Genomic DNA, 13668 nt, shown 5'->3' with positions numbered 1-13668 from the left:
ACTACCAAAAAAGATATAAAGTTAATGTCAGCGTGGAGGATTTATCTCCCGATCCTGTGCCTGCTGTCGGTCCTGTCCCTAGGCTTGATATTGGGATCAGTAGCGACCCTGGCGATGAACAATTACACCATCGTGCAGAAGCACCCCAGACAGCCCGACCTGATTCTGTGCCAGCAGAGCGGCAACCTGGATGGTCAGCCAGTGTGCCGCCCCCAATAAAAAACGACCAAGACACTCAACTAAAGGAGAAAAACAATGAAGAACGAACAGAAAGACCAGAATCCAAAGAAGATCATGAACCAGCTCGACCGAGAAGCTCTAGAGTTTATGCGAGAATTCGCCAAAGACTTTCATCAGCGAGAGAAAGAATTGAGAGCATTATTGAGAGCGTTGGAAGAATCGCAAGAAGTAGCCTCGAAGAACTACGAGACCATGGGATCCAATTACAATCAGATGGCGAAAAACTACGAAGCCATGGAGAAGAAATTCAATCAGCTATTAGACGAGAACAGGGCATTACGCCAGAGCTTGGAAAGCTTGAATTCAACCTTGAGCGGCTCAGAAGGCAGCACCAGGTCAGCTTCAAAGAATAGAGCCCCTATAAGAAGGGAGCCTGAGGATCTCGAACCATGATGGTATTGCTAAGTGACTATCATGAGTGTATTTTTGGTATCAAGACACAAAGAAAAAGCCCGCCCCTAAAATGTCTTGGCGGACAGGGCAGGCTTCTTCTTCCATCTCGTAAGGATAGAATAATGGATAATTTTAGAGCCTGTCAAGGCACCCTACCCGCAGCCCGCCAAGTAAGCGGGGGCGCGTGCAGCATGTAAAGCACAACCTCCAACCTGATCTATTTGATGGCCTCGCCGAAGCAAGGTACTACCACGACCCCAAGCGCTTTGGGACGTTTGCCATTTTGCGGGATGATCCCACGCGCAAGAAGAAGGTGCAGCGCACGTACCCCCTTCGTGAGCTTGCTCAAGTCATTGATAGCCTAGATCCCAATACAGACACCTGGATCTCACAAGGTGAGTTCAAGGGCTTCAATCGTCGAGTAGTAAACCTGCTCCGCACTGGCGTTATCTTCGCTGATCTCGATTACTACTACACCCCGTTCAGCAGCTATGACCCCGAGGCCATGGCGTGGGCAGTCGTGCAGCGTTGCCACGATGAGGGCTTGCCGATTCCTTCGGTGGTGCTGTTTTCCGGGCGTGGACTTCAGGTGAAGTGGCTACTCGATGACCCAATCCCTGGCCGTGCACTTCCGCGCTGGAACGCCGTCCAGCAGGCGTTGGGCGCTGCCCTGGCCGATATGGGGGCTGACCCTTCAGCCCGCGATGCAAGCCGCGTGCTGCGTCTTTGCGGCACAGTGAACACTAAGACGCAGGAGTATGCCCGCGTCGTCTATGTGAATGGCTCAATGCACGCGCCCACCGCCTACAGCTTTGATGAGTTCGCCGACTCTGTGTTGCCACTGACCCGTGATGAGCTTCAGCAGAAGCGTGAGGCCCGGCAGGCACGCCGTGAGCGCCTGATCCTGATCGAAGGACACCGTCAGGGGCCGCTGAAGGGACTTCATGGCGGTCAGCTAGCGTGGGACCGGATGCATGACCTGAAGCGCCTTGCTGAGCTTCGCGGAGGCCTCCAGGAGGGGGAGAGGATGACGTTCCTGCTCTGGCAGATGAACTTCGCCTTCCTTTCCGGCCAGATCCACCCTAGCCAGTCGTGGTATGAGGCCAAATCGCTGGCAGCAAGCATCGACCCGAGCTGGAACATGCCTATAGGCGACCTCTCGACGCTTTACGCGAAGGCCAAGGCCCACCAGCGCGGTGAGCGCATCGAGCTGAACGGGCGCGAATACACGCCCTTGTATACGCCGAAGAACCAGACTCTTATCGAAATTTTCAGGATCACTCCTGATGAGGAGCGGCAGCTCCGCACCATCGTTAGCGAGGGCGAGTCGCTGAGACGGCACAGAGAGCGTGAGAAAGCCCGCAGAAGGGCTCAGGGGGCTCAGAGTAGGGAAGAGTACCTCAAGGCGACTGCAAGCCGTAAAACGCAAGCTAGAGCCCTCAGAGAGCAGGGGCTTAGCATCCGCAAGATCGCTACTGCGATGGAAACTAGCGTCAGCCAAGTGCAACGGCTTCTTCGCTAGGTGTACCCAGGTCCGTGCCTACTACTAGGTGGCGTAGCCTCATGGGTAGCGTGCAGGGCTAGGGGAGGGATGAGGAGGGGGTGGCAGAGCCGGGCCATCGGCCCCTTTGGCTAGGTCTCCTAGGTGGGGTTTTAGGGTTGTGATGTCTGCACCAAAGGCGTTATCGCACGCCTAGGTACCTATGGGGAAGAGCTGTTATTAACCAAAAAAGTATATTTTATTTACCTCTCACGTAAGGATAATAGCCTTTTGAATCAAATACTTAAATGATATTTTTTTAGATTTCTTTTAGACACTCTTCTAGAAAGAATACTGATAAGCCCTTTAAAATTTAATATCAGAGCTTTCTGGAGGTAAGGCTATGAAATTCATGCAGTTCTTGTCCGATCTGGTGGTCATGGTGGGGGCTTTGCCTCCGGAATCCTTGGTGGTTATGGTCACCTTCGCTGCCTTGGCAGTGGTCTTCCAGGCCCTGAGGGTCGTGATTCGTGCTTTGGATCGGAGGAACGACTGATGCACGGGTTTCGAAAGCTGCCCTCGTGGTGGATGCGAGACGACTTGGCGCTTAAGCGCTTCAAGGGGGGTCGTCACTTGGGTAACAGTATCGCTGCATTGAAAATCCTCCTGGCCATCACTGTGATGTGCGAGGTTGATGGGATGTTTGCTCGTGTCCCCTACAGCGTTCTGATGCGTATTACGGGCTTGTCGAGGCCGATGTTGCCGAGAGGAATCAGTCTCTTAGAAGATTCTGGTCTGATACAGGTCGATCGGAGTGGGCACTCCAGCACTTATCACCTGATGACATCGCCGGCTGATCTGGGATGGGCAAAGGTTCCTTGCATCAAGGTACAAGAGGCTCTTGCCGGACTTCCCAACAGGGGAGAGGCGGGGCTATCGGCTTTGAAGATATATATCTACCTGCTGGCGGTTCGGCCGAACCATGTCCGGCATGTGTTCGCATCTTACACGATGATTCGGAAACGCACGGGGTTACAGCAAAAGTGGGTGCGCCCAGGGCTCGATATCCTGTTTAGCCATCTCTTGATCCATATCCAGAAAGTGGAAGAGCTAGATGAAATGGCGCGCATCGAGAAGGCGAATAACAAGTACACCGTGCAGGGGGATCTAAGATTGTCTGCTGCTTAGCTTCACTAACCTGCTCTTATGGCTGGTATATTAGGGGTTCATACATTGTGGAGCCTCGGGGATGCTTGTACCTGTACGTATCGCCTCTGTGATATCTGTCTTGATGCTTCTGCCGGGACCTGTGGTTGCTGAAGGGGATGGGGGGTGCCTCGTCGATGGTGAGCCTGCTGAGCTGACGGGCAAGGTCTGGAGAGAGACCTTTCCTGGGCCGCCGAACTACGAAAGCATCCAGGATGGGGATGAGCCCCAGACGTACTGGATCCTGACCACAGACCAGCCCTACTGCGGTGAGGCTTACAGCATGGAGAGTGGGGACGCCTACCGGATTCCCGGTGAGCTAACTCGTTTTCAGCTGGTTCTCGACAGTGACCAGTACCGGGACAATCAGTCGCTGGTGTTCGAGAATGCTACGGTGACAGGGAGCCTGTTTGCCGGCCATACCGGCCACCACCACACAGCCATGCTCATCGATGTGGAGGCCATTGAATCGGCCAGTGAGTGTTGCCTGTAGATGCGAAGCTATCTCATTTATAGAGGCAAGATAAGCCGCGAAAATGTTGAAGCTTTAAACTCCTTATTTGAAAAGAATGCTTATAGCCAAACTGTTGTCTTCGGTTTTGATATCAAGATTTTTGATGTCGAAAGAGCCAGAGCAAATATCTTCATGGAAGATAGGCCAAATGCCATCAGTGCAAAAGACAAGAATATCTCCACTAGAAATACTCTCCTTTATTGTTTTAATATCTTTTCTTCTCTGAGGGGTCATGGAATCAGTTAGCTTATGCCTAAGAGGGTGCCATGCAACCAACTTGGCTACGTCTTCGAAACATTTTCTTTTAGACAAGTTCCTCCAAGCTAGCGAGTCATCATATGTAATTAAATTTTTGTTAATATATGCTCTGCAATCCCCAATAGAACAAACCTCTAATTCGCTTTCTGAGATTTTGGCAATGAGGATAGACATCCATAATTTTTCAGGAGGGTTACTGTTTAAAATATCTGGTAGTGTCGACTCCTCGTGGTTTTTTATTAATTTATGGCAGATTTCTTGTAGGTAATGGCTTATACCTTCTTCAGAAGATTTTCCGTAACCATCGGCCAAAACCAAAAAGAAAGTATTTTTCGTAGAGAAGCAGGTGAAAAGGTCTAGGTTGTCGTCCCTTTTTCCTTGATCTCGAAAATAGTTTAACTCCATTTAGGCCATCTCCCATGGCATAGATTTGTAGTAATTCCTGACAAGTTCGTAAGCACTTGAGAAATCCGGGAGTTCTCCTGTTATCTCGTTAACAAGTAACGGGTAGTCTTTTGCTGATCGTTCCATAACTTCCTTATCATCCAGCCCATCTTGGTGTAGGAATTGGTCAATTCCCTTCTCTGCTGATTTTTGTATCAAAGTCTCTAGGACTAGGAGTTTTTCTTCGTAGGTGTGGTCAGCATGATTCCTCAGTAAGTGATGGAGATCGTAGATATCTTGCCTTCTGTTTCTATTTCTTGCGGCTTGCTGCAAGATGGCTCGGAATTTTTCAGCTATTAGTGATACTAAAGCGTAAGCCTTTATTTTTTCACCATCTTCCTTGTCGACTTCCAGGTTTTCTGTTTCGCCTGTAACTTCGTTAAAGCTATAATCAATAGAAACCTTTTGAGGAGACTGGCGACTCTCTAGTCTGCGTAATTTGGAAGCGTCTGTTTTTTTTGCGTATCCTACACTGATCTTTAGAGATGGGAATGTGGCGTCCGGCCTTTTGTTAGGTTGTACCTTGATGCTTTGAACAATGCATCTTATGTCTTCTACAAGCGACGCTTGAGCCTCTAAAAGTCGGTCATTAAGGTTTTCTTCGAATCCTTTAATATCAAGGCTGCCTAGCTTCTCAGAGGTTGAAAAATCGATGTCAGTTGTGTATCGACCACTTTTGTATTTTATTCCTAAGAGAATTCCTCCTTTCATAACCATATTCTCGGATAGCTCTTCATCCAATGATATGGCTTTCAGTATTATCCTAACTGCTCGTCTAAACTCTTTCTCTCCTGATGATGGTTCATCAACCCACTCGTCAATCGATTGTTCCATACTCTTCAAGCTCTTCAATGTTTATTGATAGGTTCCAATCAGGGCTATATACTTTGCTAAACCCTTCTCCTTGGAATAGGATCCTAGAAGATCCTCTTTCATTCCCCTTCTCGCTTTTCCACTCTTCTATTGTCTTTGAGTTTACTCCCATTACGCTTTCTAATAGAAAACCAACTCTCGCTTTGTCTATGGCCCCCCCGTACTTGTCGACATGCTTTATTATTTTATTCTTGAAAACTTTCCCATAGTCCATATACACATCGACCACATGAGAGGCCCCTCCACACCACTGAGGCTTTTTAAACATAAAGGTAAAAAGTTCGCCTATATCTTGAACCCTTATTCCTCCCTCTCCTTCTCGTGGCTCTCGGTAGTTTTTTGTTGTCGATACGTGAACTTTTTTCCCAAAGTATTTCCCTGAGACAGGGAATGCTGGAATTAAATCTTTCGCATAGCTATGAAGCCCAGTTCTATCCAAAGTTTCTGCTAAATATCTCCTTCTCCATTCTTCTTTGCTACACGTCGTGTAATAGATAACTTTGGGCAATCTGTCGGTTATGCTATACCACTTCATGGCGCTGATATATGATATATACCCATATGGGAAGACAGAACAAAGAGCTTCTTCTGTGCTAGATGGGGGCTTCGCCTTAATTATGTAAAAACGAGACTCTCTATGATAAAAAGATTTCTCTCCTTCGGGGTTTATAACTCCCGATTTTTCGAGCTTTTCTATGTAGTTAGTTATTTGCTCTGAAGATGGAAATTTATTTTGTATGTTGGATATCTTCTCGCCTTTGTATTCTCTTTCCTTGTATAAAATTAGTATTCTTTCATGAAGCATCCTCCGATGTATTGCTGAATTTGGATATTCGTTCAGCAACCAGTCAGCTAGTGCATCAGCTACCAAAATCGGCATTGGCCACTCTCCGGTTATATACGTCCTAAGGACGTATATAACCGGAGAGTAGAAGCTTGTCAAGCTTTTTGTTGATAAGAAAGGATTTTCTCTTGACAAATACCCATTTCACGATACAATGTGTCCTAAGGACACATTGTATCGTGAATCGCGTATATTTAAGAAAATATAATTTCGAATTCTCTTATGTTGATAGCCAGAAAGGAACGCTGTGCCCGTACTATTCATAGCAAAAGAACAGCGTTCCCACGCCAGTGACGTGCCTCGAGGCGCTTTCTACTGTCTGGCTTCTACCCAAAAGCCGGACAGTCTCCGCGACTAGGAGTGCCCCTGCCCGTGCCCGACACGCCCCCACACCTCGCCCCGACAGCGCCCCCAGCCACTGAAACCCGGACAGTGCGCAGTCGTGCCGGCAATGACGCGGCGCGCGGCCGGCTGCACCTGACCCGCGATGAGGTGTATTGGCTGATGCGCGGCGCGATTCGCCACAATCGCCACGGTCGGCGCGACGCGCTGATGCTGCGCCTGGCCTTCGAACATGGGTTGCGCGTCTCGGAGCTAGTGGGGCTGCGCTGGTCGGCCGTCGATCTGGTGACCCACGAGCTGCGCGTCACTCGGGCCAAGGGCAGCCTCGACGGCACCCATCCTCTTCAGGGTGACACCGTGCGCGCCCTGAAGCGCTACCAGCGCGATAGCGGCCGCACGACGGGCCTGGTGTTCGTCGGCGAGCGCGGGGCGCCGATCAGCGCCGATGGCTTCCGGCGCCTGTTGCATCGCCTCAGCGAGCGCGTGCTGGGCGTGAAGTGGCATCCCCACGCCCTGCGCCACGCCTGCGGCGTGCACCTGATTAACCAGGGCGTGGATCTGCGCACGGTGCAGCAGTATCTGGGCCACGCGAACATCCAGAATACGGTGGCCTATACCGCCCTCACTGGGCGCCCCTTCGAGCGACTAACGTTCTGAACGACGAAGGCACAAAAAACCCCACCGGATGACAGGGCGTTGTCTGGCAGATGGTCGGTTCAGTCGGCATCCCATATGAGGGCGTCACGCAGGGCAAGGGAGGCGCTGCCGTACTGCATCCCAAAGCTGCCATGGTCGCCGCTGTCGGCCAGCATCTTGCCGCCGCCCTGGCGGATGGAATCCCGATCGCCTTCAATGATGCGCCACTCATACCAGCCCATGTCGCGTTCGCCGTAAGCCTCCACGACGCCCTCGGCATAGGGGCGCTCGATGCGGTGGATCACTTCGATGGTCATGGGGTGGCCTCCAGCGGTTCAAGCATGATGCGGAGCTGGTAAAGCACTTCAGCTACCTGTGGCGGCACCTTCCCATTCTGGGTATCGGAGTAGTACTCGACTAGATCCAGCAGCTTGTACTGCACATCTGCAATCAGGTCGCCTCGGGAAATCTGCACGGTGTAGAGCGGCGGGTCCCCCTTCTTGATCGTCATGTCCTGGCAGACAGTGTCACGCTCGATCGCGTCGGCAGCGGCACGCAAAGCCACTGGCATGAAGGATGGCGACACCACTTCAACTGTCAGTGATGTATATAGGTCCTTCATTAGGAGACTTCCAGACAAGCAAGGCGATAAGCGAGGATCAGGATGGCGGGCGTCAGGCGCTCGTCGCTGAATTCCTCAAGGATGGCCATAAAGGCATTGAGTTGACCAGCCGACATGGGGCTGATGCTATATTGTGGGGGCATCGCGTTATCTCCAAGTTTCGCGGTGTCATGCTCTCGGACGGGTGCAACCGTTGCGGGGGCTCTTCGTTTACGCTTTATAGTATCCTACATACTTATTCAGGACGGGCGCGTCTACGTCGGCACTTTCATGCTGATACACGTCATGGCTGGTATGAATTTCCTCATTATATTCGTGTGTTACGTTTTACACGTAAGCGAATGACCATCCGGTAAGTAGGCATCCTGATACGGTCAGTCCAGCAGCGAAGCGGCGGCGATTTCCCCCTGGTCGCCGGCGGAGTCATGGATCATCACGCTTGGGCCAGGCAGTAGCGAAGGGCGGGCCTCGTCCAGTGGGGCCAGCATCGGGTAGTTGTTCACCAGCAAGATCTCGAAGCAATCGCCGGGCTCAGCCTGGGGCATAGGGATGTAGCGCGGGGTCGGCACGCCCTCCAGCTCGAAGATGCCGAGACAATGTAGATCCAGCACGACGAGCGATAGCGGACGATGCTTGTCCTCCACGTCGATGTTCCCGTAATTGAAGAATATTGGCGCCGTGGCCATGCGGTGATGTCGCAGCGCTTGGGCCTGTCCCATGGCTACGCGGTTCGATGCAGCGATTGAACACAGTTGGTCAGGATCGAGGTTGAGCGGCATGGACGCGACCACGTTAGCTGGGGACATGCCGAGATTAGCATCCCGGTCATTGTAGTCAGCAGGTGATGGTTAGCATCTGGAGGGCGCTTCGTTCGCCAAGCGGGTGCGGTATCCCACCATGTCCAGCAGTGCATCGAAGCGGGCCAATAGCTCGCTGTCGGGGGGCGGGTGAAGGTGTTGGGTTCCTACAGCATGACGGTAGGCTAGGTACCCCGACACACATCGTAATCTTGCGTTTCTTTCGCTGGACCAGGATTTCTATCGCCTGCAAGGAGAGCTTTATGGCAACTGACGAAAATGGTCAGAGTTGGCAGGATCGTCTAGTGCTGGCTTGCCATAATACTGATCTGGGAAATTCGCGTGATCAGGAAGACGAGATGTTTCGCCAAGAGGCCCGAAAGGCCCCTTTGAGCGAGCTGCGCATCTTCTTGGAAAGTCCGGTCGGGAGGCATGAGGGCTATGCCAGGGCAGTCATGAGCGAGGTGCTTAGGCAACGAGAAGGCGACAAAGCACAGGAGGAGTCACGCAAAGACTGGTGGCGAGGGATGTGGCAGCAAGCGTCGGCCCAGCTACTTGGCGGTGTACTCGTTGGCATTGTGCTAGGCGCGGGTGGTGCTTTGCTCTCCGGGGCGTTGCTGTGCAACTGACCTCGGCCGCGTAATCTTGACTTCTGTGTGGCGAATGGCTGGGGTTCCCTCCAGCCATAGTCTCACCCGCCCTTAGGGGAGGCTGATTCCACACCTTGCTAGGGCTTCATTCAGTGATGCGTCGAGGTCATACTCCCCGGTCCCTGACCCAGGTTGGTTAAGCCCCACTGACCTATATATTAGCTCATTTCCATCAAGCATTTGCCTCAGGATCGCTTCTGCTTTTTCTCCTGTGGTTGCCGTGTATGGGGACATGGCCTGCGCCGTATGCTTCATGGTTGCGCGATACGTGCTAGCTACCATCTCTCGCTGCTCGTCACTCAGCTGGGCTTGGTACGGCTCAGGGATATCTTGGCTAGGTACCAGATCAGCGGGCGTTTCGTTAATTCCAATGTTCCATGCAGGGTTTTGGTCGATCCTGAGCTGTACTTCACCAACAGGAATCTTCGCCTTTCCACCGCTCATCACCCCTACCCTTAGCTCGCCTCCTTTGCTTTCTACAAACGGGTACAGCGCCCCGGTGTACGTATAAATATTTCTTGATGTGTACCTCGAACCCACAGTTACCCTGCACGTAGACTCATCCGTGAATTCATCTGTGCTGTATTGAGCAATCCACTTGATGTCAGGTGCGGGCTGGTTGATAGCACAACCTGCTGATAAGAGTGCAGTGGATACTACTGTTATGCATAACCAGCTGTTTTTTTTCATTTTTACATCCTTTCGTCACGAGCTAGACATGTGCTCGTTTGCTTTTTTGTATGGCCTATTGATTAGCAACGACCGAGGATCGTTTGCAGGTGATCCTTTGTACCCCTGAGGTTGAACCGATAGACAGCACCTACCTTGTTTAACCTCAGGTTCAGCTGTGTCGACTTTGCGGCCTCCTCTATGAAGGTTCTTTGATTCCCTGGGTACCAGCTGTTTTTGTACTGCATCATGTTCATGGCCCAGTTCGTCGTGGCGGCCTCTGAAGCCTCTTCAAATTTGTGAGTTGTCGAGATGCGCATCCGGTTTCCTTGGAGGTCATCGGGATGCATGACGCTTCTGGTGGCGAGCTGAACGCTTAGCCCAGCTGTGGGGTTGCACGACAGGAAAAGCGTTGCTGGTGAGGTGTCTGAGGTTTCTACCCGCAGGGTGGAAACTACTTCGTTACTAAAGTCATCACCTCGTTCCAGGAACTCTATGTTGGCATACGCCACTGAGCTGGATGCGAGGGTAATGCCTGAGATGAGTGCGATCAGCTGACGCTTCATGCTACCTCTAATATGCGAGACCTAGGCCAGCTTAGCCGATCTGAATGCCTGGCATCCATTAGAAGGGGGTGACACACTCTCTGTGACACGCTACGACTACGCAGTGACACGCCATGCAGTTAACCATTACTGAAGCTGCAAAGCTCTATGGAAAGCAGCGCAAGACGCTGTATCGCCATATCGACTCAGGCCGCTTGTCGTGCAGCGTTCGCGGTGATGGTCATCGTGTTATCGACCTGTCCGAGCTTATCCGATGCTATGGCGAGACGCCGACTCGGGTAGATACCAGTGACACGCCAGTGACACGCCAAGACTCGGCAGGTGACACGCTGACACGCGCCATGCTGGAAGAGCTGGTGGCCCTGCGCCGTGAGGTAGAGCAGCTACGCGCTGACCTTCGCCGCCTTCCTGCCCCTGCTCCTTCTCCAGAACCTCCTTTCTCTCCCGACCTTCCTGAGTCGTCGCAGTCTGAGCAGTCTGCGGATCCCGATCCCCTCGGCCTTCGGTCATTAGTCGCCACCCTGCGCAATCAAACTCACTAAAACCGGGCCTCTCAGATGGCTAAGTGGCTAAATACGCCCGCATGCGGGTAGCGTATCGTGTCGTATCATATTTTTTCGTATTTCGTATTGTATTTTGTGCTGTATATGATATTCTGTATTTATACATAATACAAAGGAGCAATACACATGTCACGTCCAGGAATCACATATGACCAGGTTTCCGCCGCTGCTAACGCCCTAGTAGCCGAGGGCACAGAGCCCACAATTCAGAAGGTCCGCAGTCGCTTAGGCACTGGCTCGCCGAACACGGTCCATCGTCACTTAACAGCTTGGAGGCAGGCGCAGCCTGCTACAGAAAGGAAGGCACCGGAATTGCCAGGTGAGCTGCAAGCTGCCTTGATCAGAGAGATCGAGAGACAGGCCGCCGAAGCCAGAAGTGATGCTGAACACAAGCAGATAGAAGCACAGGAGGAGGCCGCCGAGCTTTCTCAGGCGGGCGAAGAGTTGGAGGAAGCCAATTCTGAGCTTGAAGAGCGGAATACCGCTCTGGACGCTGAAAATCAGCGTCTCGGGGCTCTTGCAGAAGAGCGCCGTGGCGAGATCGACAAGCTGACCGCTGAGATAGTGCGCGAACGTGAAAGCGCCGAAAAAACCCGCCTAGAACTCGCTCAGGTGCTCAATAAGGCGGAATCTCAGCAAGAGCGGGTCGATGAGCTTAAAATCCAGTTAAAAACTGCCGAAGAGGCTACACAATCGGCGAAATCCGAGGCAGCAGCGGCTAGCCAAGACAGAGCCGTTGCGATTGCTGAACGTGATGCTGCAAACCGGCAATTAGACGAACGGGTGGCAAGAATTGAGGCGTTGGATAAACACGTGGCAGAGTTACGTGTTGAACAAAAAAAAGCTTTTGATGAACTCAAAAAAGAGCATCGAGATGAGGTGGCATCTATTAAAGCTGATTACCAGAGCAGACTAGAAGCTGCACAGAAATCGATGCACGGGTATTTAAAAAAGAGTGAATCACTGTCAGCTGAGTTAGCGGATTTGCAATCTAAATACTCAGTTTTAAGTGAAAAGTTTACTTATCTAAAAAGTGGTGTTAATATTAAAAATAAAGATGATAACTAACGTCTGTTAGTTAAGTGTTAGCCATAATAGCCAGCATACACGTGCGTACCACATCGGCGCTTCGCTCCTTGTGGTACTTCGTGGCTGGGTCATGAGGCTTCGCCTCCCGACACCCTCCGGACCACATTCATCATCGGCGTAGCCGATTCTGAATGCGGTCTGGAAACCAAGTCAAAACCGGAGGTGTATATCTAACGAGGAAAGAAAGATGGATGACAATGATAAAAATAACTACAGAACAATAATCATGCGCTTTCGTGTAAATCCTGAAGAGCGCCAAGTTATAAAATATAATGCAGGGAAGCAGCAGGTCGGACCCTTCGTGCGTGACCTCGCACTTGGAAAAAAATCAAAGCGGCGAGCGCCACCAGTTAATAAAGAGTTGGTGAGAGAAATATCAAAAGTCGGCAACAACCTGAATCAAATAGCCCGCCATATAAATACAAGTAAAAAATCTGGGCTTGACGTAAGTGCCATAGAACTACTCTCAGAAATTCGAGAAATTCGCTCATCCCTAGATGAAATATGGGAGGAGCACCACCGATGATTATTAAGTTTTTCCGGCATGGCAAAGGGTCAGAATCCGAGAATCCTGCCGCTTCAATAACAGGCTCTCTTAACTACTTAGTCGGCGACTACGACAGCAGCGGCAATCGCCGCCGTGTGGACCCTGTATGGCTGCGTGGCGATGCTGAATACATGAGACAAATAGCAGGCTATGGCAACCATGCGGGATCGTATACGTCGGGCGTGCTGCGCTTTGTTGAGGGCCTGGACGACGCCCAGCAGCAGCACATGATCGACGAGTTTGAGAAGGCGCTGCTGCCCGGACTGGACCCGTGTCAGTACGTGTCAAATTGGGTCAGACACCAGGATAAGTCTGGGACGGAGCTTCACTTCCTGATCGCTGGTGAAGAACTCTCGACAGGAAAGCGAGTGAACGCGTACTACCATGAAAAAGACCGTGTAAGGCTTTACTACTGGCGTCGAATGATGGATGCGGAACATGGCTTTGCCGATCCCGACGACCCGGCCAGAGCCAGGTTCGTTGCATCACATCATGACTTGCCGGAGAAAAAAGCTGAAATGGTAGACCAGCTAGAGAGCATGCTATTGACTATGGCCAGTCAAGAAATTATTAAAAGCCGAAAAGATTTAGTAAATACAATTAATAAAATTGAAGGTATCGAGGTGGTCCGTGAAAACCCCAAAACAATCAGCATCCAAATCGAAGGAAGTAAATCAGCAAACAGACTTAGAGGGGCAATCTATCACGAAGATTTCGCACCAACTAAGCTCTTGGGAGAAGAGCTTGAGCGAAAGTCTCGAAAGTACAAAGAAGAGGCACCAGAGCGTTATAAATCATCTAGAAAAAGATTTGAAGAGCTTCACCAGAAGCGTTCTGAGTACTACCAAAAAAGATATAAAGTTAATGTCAGCGTGGAGGATTTATCTCCCGATCCTGTGCCTGCTGTCGGTCCTGTCCCTAGGCTTGATATTGGG

The 13668-nt window shown here is 51.2% G+C and carries 21 protein-coding genes; 12 read left to right on the top strand and 9 right to left on the bottom strand.

Annotated features, from left to right (window positions below; translation table 11 throughout):
• The 6 genes from BM341_RS19420 to BM341_RS18690 all read left to right on the top strand — a co-directional run.
• Positions 1-219: hypothetical protein (locus BM341_RS19420; protein WP_217646268.1), on the top strand; the 219-nt coding region annotated here is incomplete at its 5' end.
• A 36-nt stretch (positions 220-255) separates the two neighbouring features.
• Positions 256-633, top strand: coding sequence for a hypothetical protein (locus BM341_RS18705; protein ID WP_089797816.1), 378 nt, complete (start codon positions 256-258; stop codon positions 631-633).
• 184 nt (positions 634-817) lie between these two features.
• Positions 818-2155: a hypothetical protein gene (locus BM341_RS18700; protein ID WP_089797814.1), complete on the top strand. Its 1338-nt coding sequence runs from the start codon at positions 818-820 to the stop codon at positions 2153-2155.
• 361 nt (positions 2156-2516) lie between these two features.
• Positions 2517-2669: a hypothetical protein gene (locus BM341_RS19320; protein WP_175507921.1), complete on the top strand. Its 153-nt coding sequence runs from the start codon at positions 2517-2519 to the stop codon at positions 2667-2669.
• The gene (locus tag BM341_RS18695) at positions 2669-3301 is read left to right on the top strand and encodes a helix-turn-helix domain-containing protein (protein ID WP_089797812.1); all 633 of its coding nucleotides are present in this window, start codon (positions 2669-2671) and stop codon (positions 3299-3301) included. The genes BM341_RS19320 and BM341_RS18695 overlap by 1 nt, the downstream gene beginning before the upstream one ends.
• 61 nt (positions 3302-3362) lie before the next feature.
• Positions 3363-3812 (top strand): DUF4431 domain-containing protein, encoded by a 450-nt coding sequence (locus BM341_RS18690; protein ID WP_089797809.1) that lies wholly within the window; start codon positions 3363-3365, stop codon positions 3810-3812.
• A 63-nt stretch (positions 3813-3875) separates the two neighbouring features.
• Here the strand turns inward: BM341_RS18690 and BM341_RS19145 are convergent, their stop codons facing one another.
• The 3 genes from BM341_RS19145 to BM341_RS19140 are packed head-to-tail and all read right to left on the bottom strand — an operon-like array spanning position 3876 to position 6288.
• Positions 3876-4496, bottom strand: a complete 621-nt coding sequence (locus BM341_RS19145; protein WP_139233049.1) for a hypothetical protein — start codon at positions 4494-4496, stop codon at positions 3876-3878.
• Positions 4497-5369 carry a nucleotidyl transferase AbiEii/AbiGii toxin family protein gene (locus BM341_RS18685; RefSeq protein ID WP_089797807.1) on the bottom strand — a complete coding sequence of 291 codons (873 nt, stop codon included), beginning with the start codon at positions 5367-5369 and terminating at the stop codon, positions 4497-4499.
• The gene (locus BM341_RS19140; protein WP_139233048.1) at positions 5353-6288 is read right to left on the bottom strand and encodes a hypothetical protein; all 936 of its coding nucleotides are present in this window, start codon (positions 6286-6288) and stop codon (positions 5353-5355) included. Before BM341_RS19140 ends, BM341_RS18685 begins: the two co-directional genes overlap by 17 nt.
• Positions 6289-6624: 336 nt before the next feature.
• Between BM341_RS19140 and BM341_RS18680 the strand changes: the two genes are divergently transcribed.
• On the top strand, positions 6625-7251 hold the full coding sequence (locus BM341_RS18680; RefSeq protein WP_089797805.1) for a tyrosine-type recombinase/integrase: 627 nt from the start codon (positions 6625-6627) through the stop codon (positions 7249-7251).
• 59 nt (positions 7252-7310) lie between these two features.
• Here the strand turns inward: BM341_RS18680 and BM341_RS18675 are convergent, their stop codons facing one another.
• The 4 genes from BM341_RS18675 to BM341_RS18665 form a co-directional block, all read right to left on the bottom strand.
• A complete protein-coding gene (locus tag BM341_RS18675; protein WP_089797802.1) occupies positions 7311-7547 on the bottom strand; it encodes a hypothetical protein in 237 nt (78 codons plus the stop codon).
• Positions 7544-7852: a hypothetical protein gene (locus BM341_RS18670; RefSeq protein WP_089797801.1), complete on the bottom strand. Its 309-nt coding sequence runs from the start codon at positions 7850-7852 to the stop codon at positions 7544-7546. Before BM341_RS18670 ends, BM341_RS18675 begins: the two co-directional genes overlap by 4 nt.
• Positions 7852-7995: a hypothetical protein gene (locus BM341_RS19315; RefSeq protein WP_175507920.1), complete on the bottom strand. Its 144-nt coding sequence runs from the start codon at positions 7993-7995 to the stop codon at positions 7852-7854. The genes BM341_RS18670 and BM341_RS19315 overlap by 1 nt, the downstream gene beginning before the upstream one ends.
• 231 nt (positions 7996-8226) lie before the next feature.
• Entirely contained in the window at positions 8227-8571 is a 345-nt protein-coding gene (locus BM341_RS18665; protein ID WP_089797799.1) for a hypothetical protein, read from the bottom strand.
• Between the two features lie 341 nt (positions 8572-8912).
• Here BM341_RS18665 and BM341_RS18660 point away from each other — a divergent pair, with 341 nt between their 5' ends.
• On the top strand, positions 8913-9278 hold the full coding sequence (locus tag BM341_RS18660) for a hypothetical protein (protein WP_089797796.1): 366 nt from the start codon (positions 8913-8915) through the stop codon (positions 9276-9278).
• A gap of 72 nt (positions 9279-9350) precedes the next feature.
• Here the strand turns inward: BM341_RS18660 and BM341_RS18655 are convergent, their stop codons facing one another.
• Together BM341_RS18655 and BM341_RS19135 are read right to left on the bottom strand one after the other, a co-directional pair.
• On the bottom strand, positions 9351-9989 hold the full coding sequence (locus BM341_RS18655) for a hypothetical protein (RefSeq protein WP_089797794.1): 639 nt from the start codon (positions 9987-9989) through the stop codon (positions 9351-9353).
• A 62-nt stretch (positions 9990-10051) separates the two neighbouring features.
• A complete protein-coding gene (locus BM341_RS19135) occupies positions 10052-10534 on the bottom strand; it encodes a hypothetical protein (RefSeq protein ID WP_139233047.1) in 483 nt (160 codons plus the stop codon).
• Positions 10535-10647: 113 nt separating this feature from the next.
• On the opposite strand from BM341_RS19135, the gene BM341_RS18645 reads away from it, so the two are divergent.
• The 4 genes from BM341_RS18645 to BM341_RS18630 all read left to right on the top strand — a co-directional run.
• Entirely contained in the window at positions 10648-11076 is a 429-nt protein-coding gene (locus BM341_RS18645) for a helix-turn-helix domain-containing protein (RefSeq protein ID WP_089797790.1), read from the top strand.
• 147 nt (positions 11077-11223) lie between these two features.
• Positions 11224-12165, top strand: coding sequence for a DNA-binding protein (locus tag BM341_RS18640; RefSeq protein WP_089797788.1), 942 nt, complete (start codon positions 11224-11226; stop codon positions 12163-12165).
• A gap of 208 nt (positions 12166-12373) precedes the next feature.
• Positions 12374-12712 carry a MobC family plasmid mobilization relaxosome protein gene (locus BM341_RS18635; protein WP_175507919.1) on the top strand — a complete coding sequence of 113 codons (339 nt, stop codon included), beginning with the start codon at positions 12374-12376 and terminating at the stop codon, positions 12710-12712.
• Positions 12709-13668, top strand: a 960-nt coding sequence (locus BM341_RS18630) for a relaxase family protein (RefSeq protein WP_175507918.1), incomplete at its 3' end; no start/stop codon positions are given. The genes BM341_RS18635 and BM341_RS18630, both read left to right, overlap by 4 nt.

This window comes from Halomonas korlensis, assembly GCF_900116705.1.
In the GTDB taxonomy this organism is placed as follows: Bacteria; Pseudomonadota; Gammaproteobacteria; order Pseudomonadales; family Halomonadaceae; genus Halomonas; species Halomonas korlensis.
This window is presented reverse-complemented; position numbering and strand designations above follow the sequence as displayed.